We start from the raw sequence: 24,880 nt of genomic DNA, 5'->3' as shown, positions 1-24,880 counted from the left end.
CCGCCTTTCCATTCGCGCCGCAGGGCAATAGGCTGGGGTCATGCCTCAGTTCCAGAACCGTGATTTCGCCGCCTTCCTGTTCGACATGGACGGCACCATGATCGATTCATCGCGGGTCGTCGAACGGGTCTGGACCGCGTGGGCCCAGCGGCACGGCATCGATCCCCAGCCGTTGCTGGCGGTTTGCCACTGCAGGGCAAGGACCTGATCCGGCGCTTCGGCGGCAGCGGCCTCGATCTGGCAGCCGAACTGAAAGGCATCGAAGCGGCGGAGATCGCCGATCTCGACGGCGTGGTGGCGATCGCGGGGATCGCGGATTTCGTGAAGCGGCTTGCGCCCGGATCCTGGGCCATCGTCACATCGGCACCGCGCGCACTGGCGGTGAAACGGCTTGAGGCCGTGGGCGTGCCTTTGCCGCAGATCATGGTGGCGGCAGAAGACGTGACTTGCGGCAAGCCCGATCCGGAAGGCTTCCTCAAGGGTGCGGACCTGTTGGGCGTTCCCATCGAAGCGTGCCTGGTCTTCGAGGATTCTCCCGCCGGCGTCGCTGCTGCGCGGGCCTCCGGGGCACGGGTGGCGATCGTGGGTGACTGCGTCGAGGCGGGCGAGCACGAACCGGTGCTTTACCGTTATCCCTGAGCGGGCAGGCCGGGCGGGCTTTGCGCGGTCAGAAGTCGGGATCGAAGCCGGCTACCGCCTGGAGTGTCTTGCGCCTTGCGGGCGGAGCATCCGCAGTGCCCTGCTGCTCGTCCTGCACCGGCGATACCGGCTCCGGATTCCCGGCCGAAACCGGGTCCTTCCCATGCGGCGAAGGGTGCGGCGGGGCCGTGGTGGCTTTATCGCCTGTCATGACGCTTCCTCATGATGCTTCCTGCTTCGATGCAGCGCGGGGGAAAACCGGAACCCGCGGCGGCGGGCTCCGGTTCGTTCCTGCGTCTTGCCGGTCAGAAGTTGACCGTGGCGCCGATCGCGAGCTGGCGGCCCAGCGAGTCATAGCGTGCCGACAGCGTGTTGCTGCGCGACAGGCCGTAGCCGTAGGAGTTCGGCAGCAGCGGCGGCAGCTTGTCGAAGATGTTGTTCGCCGACATGCGGAGCGAGAACGCCTCGTTCACGCGGAACGTCAGCGCCAGGTCGAAGTAGTTCTGCGCGCCGATGCGGTAGAACGTCTCACGCTCGGTGTCGGCATTCCCACCCAGTGCCGGATCGTTCGAGTTGCTGACGTTGGTCAGCGGACCGACATAGCGCCAGTTGAACGAGGCGTTGAAGAAGCGATCCTCGGTCGTGTACGTGGCGCGCAGCGAATGCGTCCACTTGGGGATCAGCTGGCCGCAAGTGCCGCCGTAATATCCGGCGCAGTTGTACTTCGGCAGGATCGGTGAGTCCTGGCCGCCGGCCAAAGTGGTCAGCGAGCCAGCGAAGTCCAGCGCCAGCGTGCCGTACTTGCCGAGACCCGTGGAATACTGGCCCTGGAAGTCCCAGCCGTGCGACTTGCTCTTGTAGTAGTTGGTCGTGCCGCCGCGAATGTAGCCGCTGGTCGGGTTGGTGCTGGGGTTGCTGGACAGCGTGCCGTCGGCATTGCGCACGAACATCGAGCAGAAGAACTCGCTGCCGGTCTGGAGGCAGCCGTTCGAGAAGTAGTCGTAGTTGTTGTAGCCGATGGAATCGTCGAGATCGATCAGGAAGCGATCGACCGAGACGACCAGGCCGGGCACGAACGAGGGCTTGAGCACGACGCCGAAGGTCTTGGTGTAGGCCGTTTCCGGGTTGACCGTGTAGCCGCCCGAGCGAACGGTGCAGCCGACGTCGGTCGGGCAGACCAGGGTCGGGCTGCCGTAGAGGCTGTCCGCCAGACCGGTGGCGGCGCAGACTTCGCGCGAGGCGGCCGGGGCGCCGTAGACGGGTACCTGCTGGCCGTTGGCGCCGGTGGTGTAAGTGACCGTCGGCGCGCAGATATCGTTGTAGGTCGGCGTGATCCGGTCGTAGCTGATGTTGGAGCCCTGGTAGGCTTCCACCACGGTCGGCGCGCGCTGGGCCTTGTTGATCGAGCCGCGGAAGGTGATGTCCGAAATCGGCGACCAGATCGCTTCGGCCTTCCAGGTGGAGAAGGTGTCCGGGTTGGAGCTGTACTTCGACAGACGGAACGCGCCGTTGAACTGGAGGAGTTCGGCGAAGGGCTTGTGCTCTACGATCGGAACCTGAACTTCGACGTTGCCTTCCCAGGCATTCTGGGAAAGGTTGCTGTTCGATCCGCCCCAGTTCTTGCGCCAGACGTCGTCGGCGTAGCTCTTCAGCTTGTCCTCGCGGAATTCGGCGCCGATCGCGATCGCCACGCCCTGATCGGCCCAGGGCGACTGGATGCCGTAAGTGCCCAGGTCGCCCTGTACGGTGGCAACCGCGTTATAGAGGGTGTTGATCGTGGTGCTGGTGCCGAACTCGGTCAGGTAGTCCAACAGGGCCTGGCCGTTGGTGGCCGAGTTGGCGCTGAAGGCGTCGAAGGGAAGGCAGCCATCGGCCGAGCCGGCGGCGCACTGCAGCTGACCGTTGACGCTGACGACATTGAGGGCGTTGTTGACACGGTCGTAGTTGGGGCGGCCCCAGGTGGTGTCCATGCGGTTGCGGGCGTAGACGCCGCCCACGTCGTAGCTCCAGCCCTGTGCGAACTGGCCGCGCACGCCGGCGGTCGCGCGCAGGCCCAGGTTGAGGTAGGAATCGGAGACCGGGCGCGCATTGTTGAAGCGATAGCGCACGTCGAGCGGGGCGAGCGTACCCGTGCCTGCATCGGCACCACAGATGGTCTGCGCCTGCGAGGCCGACATCAGCGGATTGTTGCAGTTGACGAAGTATGTCGTGCCTTCGCCATAAGTCTCGGAATTCAGCACGCGCGCCGGATAGGGATTGGACGAGCTGTCGCGGAACCACATGACGCTGCCGTAGAGTTCGGCGGCGTCGGACAGTTCGAAGGACGTGAAGCCGCCCGCATTCCAGCGCTTGTTGGCGCGCTGGAAGGAATAACCGTCATAGGGATTGGCGGCATAGGCGTCGCCATAAGGCAGGAGAGTGCCGGAGCCGTCCGGATCGTTGACGAACTGTTGGCCGTTGGCGGCGCCCGAACGGGGCGAAATGTAGCCGTAGGACGTATACGTCGAGGTCGTGCACCCCAGCGGGCCGTCCTTGCCGGTCTGAATGAGTTCGCAACCTGCCGTCTCGCGCGCGGTGAACGGCACCAGCGCCGCTTCGCGATAGTTGACGTAGCCGCTGATGTGGAAGCGGCCGTCGAACAGCTTCTTGCCGACCGTCAGCGAGATATCGGAACGGCCGCCGTCGATCGCGTTGCCGCGCGCCGGCTGGTCGAAGCCGTACTGGCTGGCGACGTCCGAAATCAGCGTGCGCTTGTTCTTGTGCAGGTAGAAGTTGTAGTTGCCGTTGAGCTGGATGCCTTCGAAATCGTCATCCATGATGAAGTTGACGACGCCGGCGACCGCATCCGAACCGTAGACGGCGGAAGCACCGCCGGTCAGCACGTCGACGCGCTTGATCAGCGAGGTCGGGATCATGTTAGCGTCCACGCCGTTCATGGTGCCCACGCGCTTGCCGTCGATCAGGGTCAGGGTGCGTTCGAAGCCGAGGTTGCGCAGCTTGATGCGCTGGCGGCCGTCGGAATCCGAGTAGTTCTGCTGGCTGTCCGGCGCGATCTGCGGAATGCGGTTGAGCACTTCCTCGATGTTGACGGCGGCCTGCGCGCGGATCGCGTCGTTGGTGACGGAAGTGATCGGCGCGGCGGCCGTGGAGTTCGGGCGGTTGATGCGCGAACCCGTAACGACGATCGAGCCTGCCGAACTGCCCGCGCTATCGGCTGCCTCGGCCGGTGCCGTATCCTGCGCCATGGCCGGCGTGGCCAGACCGGCCATGCAGGTGGTGGCCAAGAGTATCCTGGTGATCTTCCTCATTCGAGAACCCTTTTTCCCTGAAGTGATGGGCCGCCGTGTGCAGGTCGGCCTTGGCGCCAGCCGGTCGTTATCGACCGGACTTGTCGGTACCCGGTCGTTATCGACCGGACTTGTCGGTCCCGGTCGTTATCGACCGGATTTGTTGGTGCCCGGTCGTTGCCGGCATTTCCTCTTGCGTTATCGATCGATTCCAGGTCGGCGCGGTCAGGCGCGGCGCAGGCTGTCCGACGGGTGGACGGCCGTGCGACCGGCGACGTCCGTCACCGCGAAAGTGAATCCGGGCTGGATGGCGAAAGCGCCGACGCGGCCGTCCTTGTCGATCGCCAGGAATGCGACCTGGGCGTCCTTCACGGCGTCTCCGCGCAGCTTGACGATATGTTCGACGGCTTCGCGGCATGCGGCCATCGCCGACATGCCCATCCGCATCGAGCCGACCACGCGGGCCGCCCCCGCGATGCGCGTCACTTCCTCGCCCACGCCCGTGGCCGTGGCGGCGCCGACACCCGGCTCCACCAGCAGTCCGCAGCCCGATTGCGGGGAATCGCCGACCCGGCCGCGCAGCTTGTAGGCCATGCCGGAGGTCGTGCAGGCGCCCGCCAGCCGTCCCTCCGGGCTGCGCGCGAGAATACCAATCGTGTCATGGTCCAGCTTGGAACCGCGCTGGTTCTCGATATTGGCGACGGGTTTGTATTCGGCCGTCCTGAGCCATTCCTTCCAGGCGGCTTCCGCCTCGGGAGTCAGCAGGTTCTGTGCCGCGAAGCCCTGTTCGCGCGCGAATTGCGCGGCGCCTTCCCCCACCAGCATCGTGTGCGGCGTACGCTCCATCACGCGCCGGGCGACCGAAATGGCGTGGACGTAACCTTCCAGCGCGGCGACGGCGCCGGCGTGGCCGCGATCGTCCATGATGATGGCGTCCAGCGTGACATGGCCGTCCCGGTCCGGATAGCCGCCCATGCCCACGGAGTGGTTGGAAAGGTCCGCCTCCGGCACTTGCGCGCCGGCCTCGACCGCGTCGATCAGCGTTCCGCCGGCCTTCCAGCGGCCATAGGCGGCCGCATTCGCCGCGGCGCCGAAGTCCCATGTGGAAACCACGAGGGCCGGGCTGTGGCTTTCGTTCGACGGTGCGGCCGCGCGCGCCGTTCCAGCCACGGCGGCTCCTGCCAGGGCCATGCCCAAGGTATCGCGACGCGAGATTCCCATGCCCAGTTCCTCAGCCAATACCGCCGCTTCCCTTTTCGGCGGCTGAAACCGGCAGGCCCTTCCGAAAGCCTGTCCTGCAACAGAGCTGTCATAGGTATTAAATAAATTCAATTCCAAAAATCAAATTGGCATTATATTTTTCCGTAATTTGGCGAAATATGTCGCTAATTGGTCTCACGCAAACGCCAGAACGCGAAGCGCCGCGCCGAGCCATCGCCTGCTCCGCGCGGTTAAGTTTTCCTTTTTTCCGAAACACCTTGCGTGCTGCCACCTGCATGGAAACGCGCGCCCGAGCCGCCGCCGGGATCCAGTCCGGCGGCGGCAATGAGGGGGCAAAGTGCAGGCGGCCCTCAGTCCCGGAGGGCCATCATTCCTGGCGGGGAGGACGGCTCTGCAGGCGCTGTCCGAACGAAAGCTCGGGCACGTTCTGCATGTGGAATGTCAGGCGGCCACCCTTCATCAACTCCTCGTGGCGGATCCAGCAGCGGTCCAGCGACTTGCCGTTCCATTCCACTCGGCCGTAATAGGGCCGGTCCGAGCGGTTGCCCGGTGCGCTCACGATCAGCTCGCGGCCGTTGCCCAGCCTGACGCGCGCTTCCTCGAACAGCGGGCTGCCGAAGATATAGACGCCGCTGACGGGATCGACCGGATAGAACCCCAGCGCCGAAAGCACGTACCACGCGCTCATCTGCCCGCAATCGTCGTTGCCGATCACGCCTGCCGGTCGGGCTCGGTACATGAGCGCGAGCAGGCGGCGAACCATGGCCTGCGTCTTCCAGTGCGCGCCCGTCCAGGCATAGAGGTAGGCGACGTGGTGCGAGGGTTCGTTGCCATGGGCATATTGGCCGACCATGCCGCTGATGTCCGGTGGTGCGTTCCTGGGGAGCGTGGAAGGCGCGTTGAAGAAGGCATCGAGCTTGGCCTCCAGCCCGGCCGGACCGCCCATCGCCTCGGCAAGGCCGTGGACGTCGTGCTGGTTGAGGAAGGTCGCCTGCCAGCCGTTGCTTTCGGTGAAGTCGCGCCACTTGTCCGAATGGCCGAGTTCCACCGGATCGTAAGGCTCGGTCCAGGCGCCGTTGTCCAGCCGGGGCCGGGCGAAGCCGGTGGCGGTGTCGAACACGTTCTTCCAGTTGCCGGAGCGCGCCTTCAGCCGTGCGGCGTCGTCCGCGGCGCCTGCTGCCCGGGCGATCCGGGCGGCGGCATAGTCGTCATAGGCATATTCGAGCGTGCGGCTCACGCTCTCGAACACCTTGTCCGCCGGGACATAACCCTTGGCGTCGTAGTCCGGGATGCCGCGCGCATTGTCGAGCACGGGCATGGTGAAGTCGAACGAACGGCGGCGGATGTTCGGCCAGGCGGCGGCGTAGTCTCCGGGAATGCCCTTGGCCATGGCTTCGGCCAGTACCGGCACCGCATGCCAGCCCATCATGCAGCCGGTCTCCACGCCCTGGAGCGGCCAGACGGGCGGGCCATAGGGGCTCTGCTGCGTCTGGCGAACGAGGTCGGCCACGAATTCCCCGACTCGCGCCGGGCGCAGCAAGGTCTGCAAGGGATGGAAGGCGCGATAGGTGTCCCATAGCGAATAGGCGCTATAGGCCGTCTCGCCGGGCGCCAACTGGTGCACCTTGCGGTCAAGCCCCATGGTCCGGCCGTCCACGTCCGAGAACAGGGTAGGTCCGATGGCGGCGTGATAGAGCGCGGTGGCCATGATCGTGCGCTGTTCCGCGCTGCCGCCCGTCACCGAGACATGGGACAGTTCGCTGGCCCAGGCGCGGGCAGCGGCCTGGCGATAGAGGTCGAAGTCGAAGTGCGTCGCTTCCGCCGCCAGGTTCGCGCGGGCGCCCGCGACATCCACGGCCGAGACGGCCGTGCGCACGACGATGGGCGCGCTGCCGGCATCGTCGAAATGGACCGCGGCCTTCAGGCGCCGGCCCTTCACTTGCGCGCTGCCCGCGGCTTGCGGGGCATCGTCGTCGCCGAAGAAATCGATGCGGCTCGGCGGGCGCGAGAACTGCATGGCGAAGTGAATGCGCCGCCCCTTGGCCCAGCGGAACACCCGCCGCTGCCCGGTGAGCGTGCCGTCCGCATTCAGGGCGAGTTCCGCATCGTCGATCAGCGGATGCTTGTCCGAGGAATCCAGCACGAGGTGCGAGAGATCGATCAGCAGATGCCCGCCGCTGCCATCGGCGGGATAGACATGGCGCTGGATGCCGGTGCGCAGCGTTGCGGTCAGTTCGCTGGCGACGCCGTTTTCCAGCTGTACTCGGTAATAGCCGGGCTCCGCCGCCTCGTCGCTGTAGCGCAGGCGATAGCCTTCGTCCGGGCTGTCGAGCGGTCCCGGCCGGAGGCGCACTTCGCCGCGGCAGGGCATGACGAGCACGTCCAGCATGTCGCCGATGCCGGTGCCGGACAGATGGGTATGCGAAAAGCCCAGCAGCGAGGCGTCGCCGTGATGATAGCCCGAGCAGGTGTCCCAGCGCGCGGTATCGGTATCCGGGCTCAACTGCACCATGCCGAAAGGCAGGGTGGCGCCGGGGAAAGTATGACCATCACCGCCGGTGCCGATGAAGGGATCGGCTTTCGCGGCCGGCTCCGCCTCGGCGGCCAGAAGCCGCGTCGGGGCGGCGGGAACGGCGGCGGCCAGCAGCGCGAGGCGGCAGGATCCGGACATCAGGCGGCGGCGGGAAAGCGCGGTCATTCAGGCATCCATTCAACTTTCAAAGGCCGTTACGACCCGAAAAGGGCGGCGCCTGTCCGCCGGGTCAAGCCCGTGGACAGGCGCCGGCCCGTGTGCCTGCAGGTCTCCAGGAGGAGGAGAGGGACCTGCACGCTTTTGCACGGGACTTAGAAGCTGAACTGGGCGGTCGCGGCGAAGACGCGCCCGTTCTTGTAGAAGGCCGTCGGCGCGCTCTTGCTGCCACTGTAGGAATAATATGTCGAATCGAGCAGGTTCTGCGCGTTGGCCTGGACCGTGAAGTGGTCGTTGATCTTGTAGGAGATCGATGCGTCCAGCTGGTGATAGCCGTCGGTCGAATCCACCGAGTCCAGGCGGCCGATGCCGGTGAAGTAGTGGCTGCGCCAGTTCCAGCTGACCCGGGCCTGGAACGGGCCCTTCTCGAAGTAGGGGATCACGTTGATCGTGTGCTTCGAGAGATAGGGCAGGTTCAGCACCGCGCCGTTTTCGCCCGTGCCGCCCTTGGCATCGGCGAAGGTGTAGTTGGTCAGGATGCCGAAGCCGCCCCAGATCGGGGTCTGGAAGCCCAGCGACACGCCGTTGACGGTGGCGTTCGAGGCGTTGACCGGGCTGGAGACGATATAGGTCTCGTTCTGCTGGGTCAGGTTGTTGAACAGCACCTGCTGGCTGGTGGTGGTGACGATGTAGGATGAGATCTCGCGGCGGAAATACTCGGCCGAAAGCAGCGCGCTGTGGCCGAAGTACCATTCGGCCGAAAGCTCGTAGTTCGTCGAGGCATAAGGCTTGAGGTCGGTGTTGCCGCCGCTGGCCGTCAGCTGCGTGTCGTTGCGGCTGAAGGCGCCGGCGAGCTGGCCGTAGCGGGGACGGGCGATGACCTTGGCGATCGAGCCGCGGACCTTGATCTGGTCGTTGACGTCCCAGCTCACGTTGATGCTGGGCAGGCCCTTGAGATAGTCGTTCTTCGCACGGGCCGGCGAATAGCTGTCGCTCTCCGCGGTGTAGAGGTAATAGTCCGAGACGTCCTGGGTATAGACCGCGCGGTAGCCCAGGTTGCCGCGTATCGGCCCGGTCTCGAAGTCCAGCTGGACGTAAGCGGCGGCCGACTTCTCGTGCACCTTGAACGAAGTGCCCTCGTCAAGGCCGGTGTCGACGTAGAGGCCGTTTTCCAGCGTGTCGATCACATCTCCGCTGCGCAAGGTGGCGAACTGGTTGGCGTTGCCGCCCGAGCCCAGGCCCTTGAACAGGCCCGAGGGCGTGAGCGTGTAGTCGTAGTCCGCCAGGCTGATCGGATCGGTCAGATAGACCTGGGAGCCGGTGGCCCTCAGGCTGTTGACGTGGTCGGATGCCTTCACGCCCATGCGCACGGACTTGAAGAAGCCGTCCTCGACGTCCCACTTGGCGTCAAGCTGACCGTAGGTTTCCTTGTCGCGCTGGCGGGACGTGGCGATGCCGCCGATCTGGTAGGCTTGCACCGTGCTGCCATCGGGCAGGGTGACAGGCCGCAGGTCCGAGCGGAAGAAGGCCGTCGGATCGGTGGGCGCGGTGGAATACGTCACTGCAGTCTGGTTCTGCCCGTAGCTGTAGCTGAAGGGCATGTTGGACTGGAGGTTCATCAGGTATTCGGGATCGGTGCCGCCCGTGGCCTTGGTCCAGCCCACATTGCCGGAAAGAGTCAGGCTGTCGTTCGCCTTCCAGGTGGAGGCGAGGTTGTAGCTGTCCGTCCGCACTTTGGTCTTGCGGTAGTTCATGTCCAGCTGCGAACTGGTGGAGGGCAGGTCGGTCGCGCCGAAGGAGGCGTTAGTGACGAGGCCGTTCGAGATCGTCGCCGATTGCAGCGCCCCGGCGGCCCAGGTGGGTACGACGTACTGAGACTGGCTGAAGTTGTTGTAGGTGCCTTCGATGTGAAGGCCGGTCAGGTCGAATTCGAGGCGGTCGCTCGGCGCCCACTGCACGGCGAACTGGCCGCCGATGCGCTCGCGCGTCTGCTTGAAGTAGGCATGGTTGATGCCATAGGGATAGCGCGCAGCGGCAAGGTCCGCCGCCGTGCCGCCGGTCAGCACGGCATCGGGATTGTTGAGCGTGACGTTCCCGGCCGCATCGGTCGAGGTGAAGTCGGAACCGCTGTTGTAGCCGAAGTATTCGACGCCCGCGCGGGCCAGCGAGTCCTTGTCGTAAGTCCCGGCGACGAGAATGCCGAAGGTCGCGCTGTCGTTCTTCCAGCTATAGAGCAGCGAGCCGCGCGGATTACCGATTTCGGAGCGGTCGTTGTAGCCGAAGCCGATCGAGCCGTTGATGGTGTTCTTGTCGAGGTCCAGCGGCTTGCGGGTGCGCACGATCACGGTGCCGCCCAGCGAGCCGTCGTCGATGCGCGGTTCGGGCGACTTGAACACCTCGATCTGCGAGACGATTTCCGGCGCGAGCAGGGAATAGTTGAACGTGCGTCCGGTCACATCGCCGGCATTGCCGCCCCAGTCGGCCGAAGCGATGGAATGGCCGTCGATCAGGACGCGGTTGAGCGCGGGATCGGTGCCCTGGATCGAGACGCGCTCGCCGATGCCGAACTGCCGGTCGACGCTGACGCCGGGAATGTGCGACAGCGATTCCGCGACGTTGCGGTCGGGAAACTTGCCGATGCCTTCGGCGGTGATGACATCCACGACCGCATCGGCATTGCGTTTCACGTTGATGGCATTGGTCAGCGCGTCGCGGATGCCGGTGACGACGATGGCGCCCGCGTCTTCCGGTGCTGCCGGCTGCTGGCCGTCCTGGGCAAACGCAGGGGCGGCGAATGCCACGGTGGCGCCGGTGGCCAGCAAAGTCGCGCGTGCGAATTTCATCATTGTTTCCCTCATGGCCCGAACCTGTCCGCGCGCTTCAGCATCTGTTTTGTGAGGAATGCGCGCCGATTATTTCCTGTGACAATGCCAATATCATTCCAATGTCATGGTTGAATGTCACCAAAATAGATCCTGATGTCTATCGGAAATTTTCTCGTCATCGGGCAATGGTGGCCGTGGCGCGTTAAACCGCGGAAATGCGTGGCAAGCGCTGGTGGCGCTGTTGCCCAAGCGGTGAAGCGCTCAGGCAGTCGACGCGGGATGGGGTAGTGCGAAAGGCCAAACTATGTCCAATTCGTCGACAACCGAATCGCCCCGGAGAAAATCGCGGGGCGTAGCGCCATGAGGAAGCGGCGAAGTGCTTGAAGTCTGTGTCGAAGATGCCGCGGGCATTGCCGCGGCGGTTGCCGGCGGGGGAGACCGCATCGAGCTTTGCAGCGGGCTCGCCCTGGGCGGTCTGACGCCTGCGCAATCGCTGGTCCACCTTGCAGCGGCCGCGCCGATCCCGGTCCACATGCTCTGCCGCCCGCGTGAGGGCGACTTCGTCTATGATGCGCGGGAAGTCGGTCAGGTGATGGGCGATATTAATCTGGCGGCGCAAGCCGGGCTGGCCGGCGTCGTGATCGGCGCCGGGTCGGCGCAGGGTCTGGACCTTGCGGTTCTGGGCGCGTGGATCGACCATGTACGGCGCGCCGGCAGCGCGCGCGGGGCTCGGCTTTCCCTGACCCTGCACCGGGTCTTTGATCTGCTGGATGATATGGGGGCGGGTCTGGAGCAGGCCGTGGCCCTGGGCTTCGATCGTATCCTGACTTCGGGCGGGGCTGTCCGGGCGCCCGACGGCGTGACCATGCTGGCGCACCTGCAGGAACTGGCGGCCGGCCGGATCGTCATCCTGGCCGGCGCGGGGGTGTCCCCGGAAGCCGTTCCCGCGCTTCGCTCGGCTGGAATCGCGGAGTTTCACGCCTCTTGCCGCACGCCGGGAGAGGCAGGTTCGGGCGGTGCGCGGCTGGAGGAACTGGGCTTCCAGAAGGGGCCAAGGGCGGTGACCAGTCCTGCGCAAGTGGCCCGGTTGAAACGCGCTATCGAACGGACGTGATGGGGGTGAGCGGGGCTGGAAAACCCGCGCTCTACTGGGAGACGTGAAGAAAACGGGCGGAGCCGGTGCAAAACAGTTTGCGCATCGATCGGACTTCGGGAATACCAATATAGAACTTATACCAGATTGGTAGGCCGTCGCTTCCGGCTCGACTTCATGGTCGGCCGGCGACGATGCGCAGGAGAGTCCCCCAAAGATGCTGACTGACACCGCAAGCCCTTCGACCTCCCTCATGGCCCGGGAAGCGGCCGAGGCTGCAGAGGCCGTCCGCCGTTTCCTGGAAAACAACCGCGCCGCTCTTGCCGCCCTGGCAGAGGATCTGCGCGCCAATCCGCCCTCTGTGGTGGTCACTTGCGCGCGGGGTTCGTCTGACAATGCCGCGACTTATGCGAAGTACCTGATCGAGACGCTGGCCGGCATCCCGGTTTCCTCTTCCGCGCTCAGCGTGTCTTCCGTGTTCGGCGCGGAGATGCAGCCGGGGCGGGTTCTCGTCCTGGCGATCTCGCAAAGCGGCCGCAGCCCCGATCTGCTGGCCGCTGTGGAGGCGCATCGCCGTGCCGGGGCGCGGGTGGTCGCGCTCGTCAATGACGCTTCCGCGCCGCTGGCCGACCTTGCGCACTGGGTGCTGCCGCTTCACGCCGGCCCGGAAAAATCGGTGGCCGCGACCAAGTCGTTCATCGCCTCGCTGGCCGGGGTGGCGGCGCTGACAGCGCAGTGGACGGGTGATGCCGCGCTCGGCACGGCGCTCGAACGGCTGCCCGCGGGGCTGGAAATCGCTGCTCGCACGGCACCCTTCGATCTGGTGGAAGGGCTTTCCGGTGCGAGCAATCTCTTCGTGATCGCGCGCGGATACGGTTTTGCCGTGGCGCAGGAAGGGGCGCTCAAGCTCAAGGAAACCTGCGCGCTTCACGCCGAGGCCTATAGCGCTGCTGAAGTGCGCCACGGCCCGATGACGATCATCGATGCGGGCTTCCCCATCATCGCCTTCGCCACGTCGGACGCCAGCGGCGAAAGCGTGCGCGAGGCTGCCCGTGAATTCGCGGGGCGCGGCGCGCAAGTCACTCTGCTCGACGCCGCGCAGCCCTCTGGCGAGAGCACGCTGGCCGCGCTTGCGGGCCATGCGGCGCTGGAGCCGTTGCTGATGATCCAGGCCTTCTATCCGCAAGTGAACGCGGTTTCGCTTGCACGCGGGCTCGACCCGGACAATCCAGCCCACTTGCGCAAGGTCACCGAGACACTCTGATGAAGATCGCCTTCGCCAACGGCAACGTCTACCTGGGCCGCGCATGGTCGCGGGATGCGGTCGTGACCGTGGAGCAGGGGCGCATCGCCGCGGTCGCGGCGGGGCACGCGCCCGACGAGGCCGACGAAGTCATCGATCTCGCCGGCGGCTGGCTGCTGCCGGGCTTCATCGACGTTCAGGTCAACGGCGGCGGCGGGGTGCTGCTCAACGACGCGCCGACCCCGGAAGGTATCGCCGCGATCGCCGCCGCCCACGCGCGGTTCGGCACGACGGCGATGCTGCCCACCCTCATCAGCGCCACGCCCGACGTGATTGCGAGAGGTCTCGACGCCACCGACGAGGCCATTGCGGCGGGGGTTCCCGGCTGCATCGGCATCCACGTCGAAGGGCCGGTGCTCAACGCGAAGCGGCGCGGCATCCATTCCGAGGGCAACTTGCGCAAGCTGGACGAAGCCATGGTCGACCTGCTCATCAGGCCCCGCGCGGGCCGCGTGCTCTTCACCATCGCGCCGGAATATCTCCACGCCGATCAGGCCAGGGCGCTGATCGCGGCGGGAGTCGTGCTGGCGATGGGTCACTCCGACGCCGATTACGAGACCGCGCGCGCGGCCTTCGGCATGGGCGTGACGGGCGTGACGCACTTGTTCAATGCCATGTCGGCGCTGCACCATCGCAATCCCGGCATGGTCGGCGCGGCGCTGGAGAACCGCTCGGCCTGGTGCGGGCTGATCGCCGACGGCTACCATGTCCATCCCGCCGTCATGCGCATCGCATTGGCGAGCCGCCCGCTCGACCGTTTCGTGCTGGTCACCGACGCCATGCCCTGCGTGGGTTCGGACCGTGAGCGTTTCACGCTCGACGGCCGCGAGATCACCGTGGCGGATGGGCGCTGCGTGGGCGCCGACGGCACGCTGGCGGGGGCCTCGCTGGATATGGCCGGCGCGGTGCGCAATGCCGTGGACATGGCGGGCCTCTCGGTGGCGCAGGCGGTCGACATGGCCACCGTGCAACCGGCCGAATTCCTGGGCATCGCCGGGGAAAGAGGCACGATTGCCGCCGGACGCACCGCCGACTTCGTCCAACTCGACCGCGCCATGGCGCCGCAGGCGACCTGGATCGCGGGCGAGCGGGTATTCTGATCCGATCACGGGGAAATAGCCAATCCGATGACCGCCGCCGTTGCCCATACCCTGACCGCCGACCGCACCAGCCCGTCCGGTGAAGCCGTGATCACGATCCTTGCCCCGCTCGAAGGCTGGCTGGCGCCGCTCGATGAGATTCCCGATCCGGTCTTTGCCGGGGGCATGGTGGGCGATGGCGTGGCCATCGATCCGACAGGGTCCATGCTTCATGCGCCTTGCGCGGGCATCGTGGCCTCGCTCGCCGCGACCGGTCATGCCGTGACCCTTCGCCTCGAAGAAGGCGCGGAAGTGCTGGTCCACCTCGGCGTCGATACCGTGGCCATGGCCGGACGTGGTTTCACGCCGCTGGTGGTGGCGGATGCGGCCGTGGCGGCAGGCGACCCGCTGGTGCGCTTCGATCTCGACGCCGTGGTGACCGGCGCGCCGAGCGCGATGACGCCGGTGCTCCTGTTGGCGGGCGAGGAATGGGCGCTGGACTGGAAGCGCGCGCCGGGCCCGGTCGCGGTGGGCGAGGCAGTGATGACCTTGCGCCGCCTGGCCGCTTCCGCGAACGGCGCGGTGGAACAGCCCGAAACACCTGACGGGGAACTGGTGCGCGAGCTGCTCGTGCCGCTGCGCCACGGTATCCATGCCCGCCCGGCCGCACGTCTGCGGCAAGTGGCGACCTCCTTCGAGGCGGCCGTGCGCGTGGAGATCGCGGGCAGGTCCGCCAGCTTGCGCAGCCCAGTGGGCGTCCTGGCGCTGGGGATCGCGCTGGGCGACCGGATTTCGCTTCACGCGCGCGGCGCGCAGGCCGCCGAAGTGCTCGATGCCTTGGCCGCCCTGATCGCCGGCGGCATGGGCGAACTGGCGGAAGAGGGCGAGCAAGCCGCCCCGCCGCCGGTGCGCGCGGCCGCAGCGCCGGTGCAGCGCCGCGTCACGCAGGTTGCGGCTGATGGCACGGTGGCCGGAGTGGTCGCCGCGCCGGGCCTGGCCGTTGGCCGCGCGGTCCACTACCGCCTGGGCGAGATCGCGGTATCCGCAGGCTCCGGCGATCCTGCCACCGAACGCGCGGCGCTGGACCAGGCCCTGGCGGCCTTGCGCGCAAAGATCGCGCGCGAGAGCGAAGGCGCGGCGCAGCATGCGGCCTCGATCCTCGCGGCCCATGCCGTCATGCTGGAGGACGAGGACCTGCTCGCCGCCGCGCATGAAGCCATGGCACAAGGCAAGAGCGCCGGGGCGGCCTGGCGGCTTGCCATCGGCGAGCAAGTCGATCTCCTGCTGCGTTCCGGCGATCCCCGACTGGCCGAGCGGGTGGACGACATGCGCGATCTGGAACGGCAGGTGTTGGCGGGGCTGAGCGGCGGCGATGCCACGGGCTTCGCGCTTCCCGAGGAGGCAGTGCTTCTGGCCGAAGACCTGCTGCCTTCGCAGCTCATGGCGCTCGATGCCGGGCGTCTCGCCGCGATCTGCCTGATCAACGGCGGCCCGACCTCGCATGTCGCCATCCTCGCGGCCGGCCTGGGCGTGCCGATGCTGGTGGCGATGGGTACCGCGCTCGACGACATCGCGGACGGTGCGCCGCTGGTGGTCGATGCCGCTGCCGCCCGGCTGGAGACGGCCGCGTCGCAGGCGCGGATCGACGGCGTTCGCGCGCAGATCGCCGCGCAGGCCGCGCGCCGCGCCGCAGCGCTGGAAGCGACCGGCCCCTGCCACACCGCAGACGGCAACCGCATCGAAGTCTTCGCCAATCTCGGCTCGCTGGCCGATGCACGGCAGGCCATGGCGAACGGCGCCGAGGGATGCGGTCTGCTGCGCAGCGAATTCCTGTTCGTGGACCAGCCCCGCGCGCCCAGCGCCGCCGAACAGGGCGAAACGTACCAGGCGATCGCCGATGCCCTGGAAGGCCGCCCGCTGATCGTGCGCCTGCTGGATATCGGCGGCGACAAGCCCGCGCCCTTCCTGCCGATGCCGCAGGAGGAAAACCCGGCCCTGGGCCTCCGCGGCATTCGCGTCGGCCTTGCCCATCCCGATTTGCTGGAAGCCCAGGTCGAGGCGATCCTGCGGGTGCGTCCGGCCGGGCAATGCCGGATCATGGTGCCGATGGTGGCGAGCCTTTCCGAACTGCGCGCCGTGCGGGCGGCGGTGGAAAGCGTGGCGGCCCGACTGGGACTGGCGGGGCCGGTTTCGCTGGGCATCATGGTGGAAACGCCCGCCGCCGCCGCCACGGCGGACATCCTGGCGCGAGAGGCCGATTTCCTCTCGGTCGGCACGAACGATCTCACCCAATACGCCCTGGCCATGGACCGCGGCAATGCGGCCGTGGCCTCTGCCATCGACGGTCTGCACCCGGCGGTGCTGCGCCTGATCGGCCTTACATGCGAAGGCGGCGCGCGCCATGGCCGCTGGACCGGCGTTTGCGGCTCGCTGGCATCGGACCCGCTGGCCGTGCCGCTGTTGCTGGGTCTCGGCGTGGGGGAACTGTCCGCCACGCCGGCGCAAGTTCCCGATATCAAGGCGCTGGTTTCGGCGTTGAGCCTGGAAGACTGCCGCAGGCTTGCGGCACGGGCGCTGGAATGCGCCTCGGCCGGGGAGGTGCGCGCATTGTCACGCGAATTTCTGAAGGAGCAGGGGGCATGAGGCGGGTTCTCGAAACATTGCAGCCGCTGGGCCGTGCGCTCATGCTGCCGATCGCGGTCCTGCCGGTAGCGGGCCTGCTGTTGCGGCTGGGCCAGCCCGATCTGCTCGACATCGCGCTGCTGAGCGCGGCGGGCGATGCGCTGTTTTCGCACCTCGGCCTGTTGTTCTCCATCGGCGTCGCCACGGGCTATGCGCGCGACGGCAATGGCGCGGCCTGCCTTGCGGGCATCGTCTGCTTCCTGGTCGCTACCGAAGGCGCCAAAGTGCTCATGCCGGTACCGCCCGGGATCGATCCCGCGCTGTCGAAGGATGCTTTCGCGGCGGCGGTAGCGGCGGCCAAGAGCCAGGCCATCGGGCGGCTCGACGTGCCGATCGGCATCGTCTCGGGCCTGATCGGCGGCAATTTCTACAACCGCTTCTCGGGCATGAAGCTGCCGGAATACCTAGCGTTCTTCGGCGGGCGCCGGTTCGTGCCGATCGTCTCGGGCGTGGCCGGCCTGCTCCTGGCCTGCCTGGTCGGCCTGGGCTTCCAGCCAATCGCAACCGGGATCGACGGCGTCAGCCACGGCATCACCGGCCTGGGCGGAGCGGGCCTGTTCCTGTTCGGCCTGATCAACCGCCTGCTACTGGTGACGGGTCTTCATCACGTCTTCAACAACCTGTTCTGGTTCGTGTTTGGCGACTACAACGGCGCCCACGGTGACATCCGCCGCTTCTTCGCGGGCGATCCGACCGCCGGCAGCTTCATGACCGGCTTCTTCCCGGTCATGATGTTCGGCCTGCCCGCGGCCTGCCTGGCGATGTACCGCGCGGCGCGGCCCGAGCGGCGCAAGGCGGTGGGCGGCATGTTCTTCAGCCTGGCCCTGACCTCGCTGCTGACCGGCGTTACCGAGCCCATCGAATTCAGCTTCATGTTCCTCGCCCCGGTGCTTTACGCGATCCATGCGGTGCTGACCGGCCTTTCGATGTGGCTGACCGATGCCCTTGGCATGCATCTGGGCTTCGGATTTTCGGCGGGGCTGTTCGACTATGTCCTGAACTTCGGCAAGGCGACGCGCCCGCTGCTGCTGCTGCCGGTGGGGCTGGTCTATTTCGCGGTCTATTACGGCGTCTTCGCTTTCGCCATCCGCAAGCTGGACCTCAAGACCCCCGGGCGCGAGGACGAGGATGTGGCGGCTCCGGCCCCGACCTCGGCCCTGGCCGCCGGAGAGAACCCGGCTGGCGACACGCGCGGCGGCGCCTACCTCGCCGCGCTGGGCGGCAGCGGCAATCTGGTGGAGGTTTCCGCCTGCACCACGCGCCTCCGCCTCATCATCGTCGATCACGGCGCGGTGGACGAAGCGCGGCTCAAGGCGTTGGGTGCGCGCGGAGTGATCCGCCCTTCGGACAAGGCGCTGCAGGTAATCCTCGGCCCCGTGGCCGACATCGTTTCGGTGGAGATCCGGGAAGCCATGGCGGCGGGCCCCGCGCCCATGCCGCAAGTCGCGCGCGTCGCGAGGGCTGCGCAGGGCGCACAGAAGATGCCGCTTCCGGCGGTTCTGGTCGAAGCTCTCGGCGGCGCGGCCAACTTGCGCGGTGCGGCTCGGTACGGCAATCGCCTGAGAGTGGAACTCGTGGATACCGCCGCCATCGACGCGCCCGCGCTCACCGCCGCGGGTGTCCGCGCCCTGGGCACGACGGAAGCTGCGGCGATCCACTTGCTGTTCGCGGCAGCCGATCTGGACCGGCTCGCCGCCTGACCCTTTGCTTCGGCCGCCCATGCCCCCGGGGGTTCCGGGACCATGGGCGGCCGATCAAAGGGCGGCGCCTGGATCAGGCGGAGACGTAGACCCTGCCGGTCAGCCCGCTCGCGGCGCCTTGCGCGGCCTCGATCAGGACCACCAGCGTGCGCGCGCCGGTGCCGGCGGAAAGGGGCGCGCTCAGGGCTGCTGGTGCGGCATCCGTCTTGCGGGCGACGAGCTTTCCGTCGAGCCAGACTTCGGCCGTTCCCGTGATCTGCGCGAAGTGGAGCGTTCCGCCTTCGCCCGCGACTTTGCGCCAGGGCGTGAAGCGGGTGCGGTAACTGCGCCAGCCGCTGCTGCCGGCAGGTGCGGCGATGCCGGAGCGCACGAAGTCCCAGGAATTGTTGTCGCCATCCACGGGCGCGAAAGCGGGATCGGGCTTCTGCGCGAAACTGGCCGAGCGGCGCCAGTCGGTGATCGGCATTTCGGCCGGCACCGGCGGCACTTGCGGGCGCGGCGCCCGCGGCGCGCGGGCCAGCGCGAGGCGGGCCGGACGCAGGCCGGCGGTGCGGGCCTCCAGCGTCAGGCGGCGGCCGCTGGCATCACCCTCGACGATGACTTGCGCCAGGCCGTTGAAGAGCGCGCGTTTGCTGCCCTTTTCGCTGGCATGGTCGTTGGGATTGCCGTTGCCGAGGCCGATGATCCGCCCACCGGAGATCGTGAAGTCCACCGGCAGGTTGGCGGTGGGGACGTGGCGCCCCCTGGAGTCGACGCAGTCCACGGTGATCGCCTGCACATCCTCGCCGTCGCTGGCCAGGGCCTGTCGGGCGGGCGTCAGGCGCAGCGCCACGGGGGCGCCGGTGGTCTCGTGGACCGCTCGGGCCACGACCTTGCCGCCGCGCAGGGCCACCGCCTCGATCCGGCCGGGGCGGTAGGGCACCTGGAAGGTATGGCCCATGATGCGGTCGGCCGCGGGGACGCGCTCGATCACTTCCCCGTTTAGGCGCAGTTCGATGGCTTCGGCATTGGTGATCGCGAAGACCTCCAGCGTCTGCCCTTCGCGGCCCGGCGCTTCGTATTCGGGCCAGGTCCAGTGTGGGGCCAGCCAGATCACCGGGGCATCGTCGCGCCAGTGGGCCGAATGGATGCCGAAGGCGGTCTTGGGGAAGCCGCAAAGGTCCATGATGCCGAAGAAGCTGCTGACCGTGGGCCAGGCGTAAGGCGTAGGCTCGCCGTGGTAGTCGAAGCCGGTCCAGACGAAGCCGCCGGCCACGTAGGGCCGCTCGGCGATCATCTTCCAGGTGTCGCGGTGAGTGGCGCCCCAGGAGGCGGCTTCCTTGTCGAACGAGGTGATGACCTGCTGCGCCGGGATGCTCCCGAAAGCGCCGCGCGTTTCATAGGCGCTGGTGTCTTCGGAACTGGTGATCGGCTTGTCGGGGTGCAGGGCGTGGAACTTGTCGTAGTCGCCCTGGTAGTAATTGAAGCCCATGACATCGACGACCGAGGAGACGTTCTCGGGGTTGTAGAACGAGCCGTTCATCGCCGCCGTCACCGGCCGCTGCCTGTCCAGCTTGCGCACGGCGGCGCGCATGCGGCGCACCATCTCGACGCCGGCATGGGTGCCCTGCATCGGTTCTTCGTTGAACACCGACCAGAGCACGATCGAGGGATGGTTCCGGTCGCGCCGCACCATCCATTCGAGCTGTGCCAGATAGTCCGGCGCGGGGTTGAACAGGCGGTTCTCGCCCATGACGACGAAGCCCAGTCGGTCGCACCAGTCCAGCACTTCCTTGGCGGGGGCATTGTGCGACATGCGGATGGCGTTGCAGCCCATCGCCTTCAGCCGCTGCAAGCGCCAGAGCGCCAGCGCATCCGGGATCGCCGTGCCCACGCCGGTATGGTCCTGGTGGATGCAGACGCCCTTGAGCTTGGTCTCCACGCCGTTGAGCACCATCCCGCGCGCGGGATCGAAGCGCACGGTGCGGAAACCGATGAACTGGCGGCGGGTGTCGACCACCTCTCCGTCGTGCAGCAGGTCCACCTCGATACAGTAGAGCACCGGGCTGTCGGGCGACCAGAGCTTGACCGTGCCGGGATCGAACCTGTTGACGACCTGGGCCTGTTCGAGCGGGGGAACCGAGATCCGGCCTCCCGTGCGATGGATTTCCCGGCCGTCGGGATCGAGCAGGCGCGTCGATATTTCCGCCTCGGCCATGTTCTCGCCGACGTTGCTCAGGCTGACCTGGACGGGCACGAGCCATGTGCCGTCATCCTGATGGACCGGGTCGCAATAGACGCCGTCCGTCTCGATCGACACGGCAGGGCGACTGACCAGCCAGACATGGCGGTAGAGCCCCGCGCCTTCGTACCACCAGCCCTCGCGCGCGGTGGCATCGACGCGCACGGCGATCCAGTTCAACTCGTCCCCGAAGCGGGCGAAAGGCGTGAGATCGACGATCACGCTGCTGTAGCCGGACCAGGAATGCGCCACTTCGCTGCCGTTCACCCAGATCGTGGCATGCGTGGCGATGCCGTCGAAATGGAGTTCGAGGCGGCGGCCCTTCTGGCTCTTGTCCAGCCGCAGCAGGCGGCGATACCAGCCGATGCCGCGCGGACGGTAGCCTTGCGAGACATTGGCACTTTCGCGCACGTCCTGTGCAATGGCCCAGTCATGCGGGAGATCGACCGCCTGCCAGTCGGAATCGTCGAAAGCGAGGGCCGCGGCGCCGCGCGCGTTGCCGGCTTTCACCGAGAGGTAAGTGGCATTGTGATCGGCCGGTTCGGCAATCGCCACCTCGCCCTCGTGGAAGCGCCAGCCGCGTTCGAGCAGGGTGCGCGAGGGGTCGGTTTCCGGCAGGCGCGGCGATGGTCCGGCAAGAGGCGGGGGCATCGGCAGCCCGTCCGGCATGCCCGGTCCGAATTGCGGTGTGGGCGCGGCAAGGCTTGAGGTCGAAAGGGCAGGCAGCAGGGTCGCGACGGCGCCGGTGGAGGCGCCGCGCAGCAGCAATTCGCGTCTTTTCATGAACCCTCGATCAACTCGGCAACGAAGTCATAGGAATCGCCGCGGTAATAGGAGCGGGTGAATTCCACCGTGCGCCCGTCGCGCAGGAAGCCGTGCCGTTCGATCAGCAGGCCGGCATGGCCGGATTCCACGCCCAGCATCTTGGCGTGTTCGGCGCCGAAGGGCACCGCGCGCAACCGCTGGAGCGCCCGGACCGGCCGGTTGCCGCTCTTTTCCAGCGCGGCATAGAGCGAGTCCCCCACGACATCGAGGCTGGCCAGGCAATATCCCGCAATCGTCGAGATTTCGAGCGCGAGCGGCTCGTCGTCGGCATAGCGGATGCGGGTGAAGCGCAGGACGGTGCTTCCGGGGGCAAGCCCCAGCGCCATCGATTCCTCGGGATTGACCGGGCCGGTCATGCGCGAAACCCAGGCGCTGGACGCGCGCTTGCCGCGCGCGGCCATGTCCTCGCTGAACGAGGTCAGCTTGGAAAAGCTCTTTTCCACGCGAGAGGCCACGAACGTTCCCGCACCGCGCCGCCGCGTCAGCAGGCCTTCCTCGACCAGACCGGCGATCGCCTTGCGCACGGTGATGCGCGAGACATCGTATTCGATGGCAAGGTTGCGTTCCGGCGGGATCGCCTCGGTCTGACTGAGCACGCCTTCGGATATGGCATCGCGGATCAGCTGCTGGAGCTGGATATACAGCGGTGCGGCGTTGTCTTCGCGCAGACGACCAATCCGGTCGGAAAATGACATTCGATCCCCCTTCGGCCCATTCTCTGGGAATGGCTTTACATTGGTCATGTTGGGGTGACAATCGCAGTAAATTGTCGCAGTTCAAGGTCAATTCGCAGGAATGGGATAAGACCTATTGCGATAAAGGATATATTTTGGTTACCTTGCCTGCTCTGGTCACAAGAAAATGAGGGGCAGGTATGGGCATGACGGCAAGGGGTTATCGGCGCGTGCGCGGCAGCAGCGCGGCAGGTGCCTCGATCCTGGCGGCGGCATTCTCCCTGGCGGCTTTCTCTCTGGCGGCTCCGGCCCTCGCGGCACCTGGCTCCGCTGCATCTCCTTCCGCACCGGCGCTCACGCCCTGGCCCGCATCGGTCGAGCAGGGGCAGGGGACCTTGCTGGTCGCATCGGGATCGGCGATCGCCATCCCCTCCGGTGATGCCGACGCGGCTGCGGCCGCAAAGCTCCTGGCAGATCATGTGAAGCGCGCCAGCGGCCTCGTGCTCGCCGCGGCGGAGTCCGCTTCGCCGGCCGCGCCCGTCCGTTTCGAGCGCGATGCCGGGATCGCCGGCGCCGAGGCCTATCGGCTGCGGATCACGCCGAAGGGCGCGGTCATTTCGGCATCGGCCAAGTCCGGCTTCGTCTACGGCGCGATGACGCTGCTGCAACTCTTGACGCCCCACGCGGGCGCGGACGGCAAGGCCGTTTCGGTCCCCGTGCTGACCATCCAGGATTCGCCCCGCTTTTCCTGGCGCGGGGTGATGGTGGACCCCTCGCGGCACTTCCAGCCCATCGAATCCGTCTATGCCATCGTCGACCGCATGGTGGAGGTGAAGCTCAACACGCTGCACTTCCACCTCGCCGACGACCAGGGCTGGCGCTTCGAAGTGAAGCGCTATCCCGAACTCACCCGCATCGGCGCATGGCGCCTGCCGCCCGATACCGGCGGCGGTCCCGGCCCGAAGCACGGCGGCTTCTATACCCAGGAGCAGCTCAAGGCGCTGGTCGCCTATGCGGCAGAGCGCGGTATTACCGTGGTCCCGGAGATCGACCTGCCGGGCCATGCCCAGGCGCTGGTCGCCTCCTATCCCGAATTCGGCGTTCTGGGCGACCGTCCGGCCGTGTCGCACGACTGGGGCGTCAATCCCTGGCTGTTCAATCCGAACGATGGCGGCATGACGTTCGTGCGCAACGTGCTGGACGAGCTGATGGCCGTCTTCCCCTCGCAGTTCATCCACGTCGGCGGCGACGAGGCGGTGAAGGACCAGTGGGAGCGTTCGCCCGAAGTCCAGTCGCAGATGCGCAAATTGGGCATCAAGACCGAGAACGAGATGCAGAGCTGGATGATCGACCGGTTCGGCGAATATCTCGCGCAGCATGGCCGCCGCCTGATCGGCTGGGACGAGATCCTGGAAGGCGGCCTGCCTGCCTCCGCCTCGGTGATGAGCTGGCGCGGCGAGCAGGGCGCGGTGGATGCGGCCAATGCCGGGCACGACGTGGTGCTCTCGCCCGCGCCCAACCTCTATCTCGACAATCTGGAATCGACCCTGCCGGACGAGGCGCCGGGGCGCATCTCGATCCAGACGATGGAAGCGGTCTATCGCTACGATCCGATGCCCAAGGGCATCGATGCGGCCAAGTCGAAGCATGTCCTGGGCGTGCAGGGCAATGCCTGGAGCGAATATATCGTCACGCCCTGGCAGTTGCAGCACAAGCTGTTCCCGCGCGTGGGCGCGATTGCCGAGACCGCATGGTCGCCGCAGGTCGCGGGAGAGAAGGACTATCCGGGCTTCCTCGCGCGCCTGACGCCGCAGATCCAGCGCTGGAAGCAGGGCGGCTTCGAAGTGTCCGACAGCGCCTTCGGTGTTGCCTTCACCCCCTCCCAGACGCGCGGCGCCCAGCTTGAGGCGGCGCGTATCGGCGTGTCGCTGGCCAACCAGGCCGCTTACGGCACGATCCGCTATACGCTGGACGGCAAGGAACCGGGGGCGAAGTCTCCCGCCTATGCCAGGCCGCTTGCCGTGAAGCCGGGCACGGTCGTCACCGCCGCCAGCTTCGCGCCGGACGGCACCCGGCTTTCCGCGCCGCGCCGCTACGATACCGCGCGCGAGACGCTGCTGACTTCCACCGCCTCCATGCTCACGGCCTGCCCGCGCGGCGCGCAGGGCCTGCGCGTGCCGCTCTCGGCCGATGCCACGAGCAATGGCCCGGCCTATAACGTCAACATCTTCGACACCTGCCAGGCGGACGATCACGCGCCGCTCGCCCATGCGAAGTCGATCACCGTCTCGGTCGCGCGCCTGCCGCGCAACTACGGCCTGGCGCATGATGCTTCGGCGCTGATCGGGCACATCGCGGTGACGACGCACGGCGAACTCGTCATCAGCGCGGGCTGCCGCGCGGCGGAGAAGGCTGCCGATCGCAAGCAGAAGGAGCATGCGCCGATGCCCGGAGCAACCGTCCTCGCCGCATTCCCGCTGCCCGATCCCGAGACGTCGCCGCAGCAGTTCACTTTCACCGCGAACCTGCCGGACCGGCCGGAACTCAAGGACGAGGCCGATGTATGCTTCCAGTTCACCTCGCCGCTTTCCGATCCGTTCTACGCGGTGGAAAAGGTCGTCTATGGCGAGAAGGTGAAGTGA

General features: G+C 67.1%; 16 protein-coding genes. 8 read left to right on the top strand and 8 right to left on the bottom strand.

Annotation, left to right across the window (positions count from 1 at the left end):
* Positions 1-40: 40 nt before the first annotated feature.
* Both EDF58_RS25920 and EDF58_RS15780 read left to right on the top strand, forming a co-directional pair.
* Entirely contained in the window at positions 41-208 is a 168-nt protein-coding gene (locus EDF58_RS25920) for a hypothetical protein (protein WP_165921448.1), read from the top strand.
* Positions 184-639 carry an HAD-IA family hydrolase gene (locus EDF58_RS15780; RefSeq protein ID WP_165921447.1) on the top strand — a complete coding sequence of 152 codons (456 nt, stop codon included), beginning with the start codon at positions 184-186 and terminating at the stop codon, positions 637-639. The genes EDF58_RS25920 and EDF58_RS15780 overlap by 25 nt, the downstream gene beginning before the upstream one ends.
* Positions 640-667: 28 nt before the next feature.
* Here the strand turns inward: EDF58_RS15780 and EDF58_RS15775 are convergent, their stop codons facing one another.
* The 6 genes from EDF58_RS15775 to EDF58_RS15750 form a co-directional block, all read right to left on the bottom strand.
* On the bottom strand, positions 668-850 hold the full coding sequence (locus EDF58_RS15775) for a hypothetical protein (protein WP_132267334.1): 183 nt from the start codon (positions 848-850) through the stop codon (positions 668-670).
* Between the two features lie 94 nt (positions 851-944).
* Positions 945-3,947 (bottom strand): TonB-dependent receptor, encoded by a 3,003-nt coding sequence (locus EDF58_RS15770; RefSeq protein ID WP_243654297.1) that lies wholly within the window; start codon positions 3,945-3,947, stop codon positions 945-947.
* Positions 3,948-4,151: 204 nt separating this feature from the next.
* Positions 4,152-5,147 carry a N(4)-(beta-N-acetylglucosaminyl)-L-asparaginase gene (locus EDF58_RS15765; protein ID WP_132267333.1) on the bottom strand — a complete coding sequence of 332 codons (996 nt, stop codon included), beginning with the start codon at positions 5,145-5,147 and terminating at the stop codon, positions 4,152-4,154.
* A 97-nt stretch (positions 5,148-5,244) separates the two neighbouring features.
* Positions 5,245-5,424: a hypothetical protein gene (locus EDF58_RS15760; protein ID WP_132267331.1), complete on the bottom strand. Its 180-nt coding sequence runs from the start codon at positions 5,422-5,424 to the stop codon at positions 5,245-5,247.
* Between the two features lie 90 nt (positions 5,425-5,514).
* Positions 5,515-7,845: a GH92 family glycosyl hydrolase gene (locus EDF58_RS15755; RefSeq protein ID WP_132267329.1), complete on the bottom strand. Its 2,331-nt coding sequence runs from the start codon at positions 7,843-7,845 to the stop codon at positions 5,515-5,517.
* A gap of 146 nt (positions 7,846-7,991) precedes the next feature.
* The gene (locus tag EDF58_RS15750) at positions 7,992-10,679 is read right to left on the bottom strand and encodes a TonB-dependent receptor (protein WP_132267327.1); all 2,688 of its coding nucleotides are present in this window, start codon (positions 10,677-10,679) and stop codon (positions 7,992-7,994) included.
* Between the two features lie 358 nt (positions 10,680-11,037).
* On the opposite strand from EDF58_RS15750, the gene EDF58_RS15745 reads away from it, so the two are divergent.
* The 5 genes from EDF58_RS15745 to nagE all read left to right on the top strand — a co-directional run bounded on the left by EDF58_RS15745 (position 11,038) and on the right by nagE (position 18,518).
* Positions 11,038-11,775 (top strand): copper homeostasis protein CutC, encoded by a 738-nt coding sequence (locus EDF58_RS15745; protein ID WP_132267325.1) that lies wholly within the window; start codon positions 11,038-11,040, stop codon positions 11,773-11,775.
* 196 nt (positions 11,776-11,971) lie between these two features.
* Positions 11,972-13,018, top strand: coding sequence for an SIS domain-containing protein (locus EDF58_RS15740; RefSeq protein ID WP_132267323.1), 1,047 nt, complete (start codon positions 11,972-11,974; stop codon positions 13,016-13,018).
* A complete protein-coding gene (nagA, locus tag EDF58_RS15735) occupies positions 13,018-14,157 on the top strand; it encodes an N-acetylglucosamine-6-phosphate deacetylase (RefSeq protein WP_132267321.1) in 1,140 nt (379 codons plus the stop codon). Before EDF58_RS15740 ends, nagA begins: the two co-directional genes overlap by 1 nt.
* A 27-nt stretch (positions 14,158-14,184) precedes the next feature.
* On the top strand, positions 14,185-16,779 hold the full coding sequence (ptsP, locus tag EDF58_RS15730) for a phosphoenolpyruvate--protein phosphotransferase (RefSeq protein WP_132267319.1): 2,595 nt from the start codon (positions 14,185-14,187) through the stop codon (positions 16,777-16,779).
* Positions 16,776-18,518 (top strand): N-acetylglucosamine-specific PTS transporter subunit IIBC, encoded by a 1,743-nt coding sequence (nagE, locus tag EDF58_RS15725; RefSeq protein ID WP_132267317.1) that lies wholly within the window; start codon positions 16,776-16,778, stop codon positions 18,516-18,518. The genes ptsP and nagE overlap by 4 nt, the downstream gene beginning before the upstream one ends.
* A gap of 73 nt (positions 18,519-18,591) precedes the next feature.
* Here nagE and galA read toward each other — a convergent pair whose 3' ends face one another.
* Together galA and EDF58_RS15715 are read right to left on the bottom strand one after the other, a co-directional pair.
* Entirely contained in the window at positions 18,592-21,522 is a 2,931-nt protein-coding gene (gene galA / locus EDF58_RS15720; protein ID WP_132267315.1) for a beta-galactosidase GalA, read from the bottom strand.
* Positions 21,519-22,259 carry a GntR family transcriptional regulator gene (locus EDF58_RS15715; protein ID WP_132267313.1) on the bottom strand — a complete coding sequence of 247 codons (741 nt, stop codon included), beginning with the start codon at positions 22,257-22,259 and terminating at the stop codon, positions 21,519-21,521. Before EDF58_RS15715 ends, galA begins: the two co-directional genes overlap by 4 nt.
* Before the next feature lie 185 nt (positions 22,260-22,444).
* Here EDF58_RS15715 and EDF58_RS15710 point away from each other — a divergent pair, with 185 nt between their 5' ends.
* A complete protein-coding gene (locus EDF58_RS15710; RefSeq protein WP_132267311.1) occupies positions 22,445-24,880 on the top strand; it encodes a family 20 glycosylhydrolase in 2,436 nt (811 codons plus the stop codon).

This window comes from Novosphingobium sp. PhB57 (genome assembly GCF_004342985.1).
Classification (GTDB): Bacteria; Pseudomonadota; Alphaproteobacteria; order Sphingomonadales; family Sphingomonadaceae; genus Novosphingobium.
Note: the sequence above shows the minus strand (reverse complement) of the source record. Positions and strands in the feature narration are given on the sequence as shown.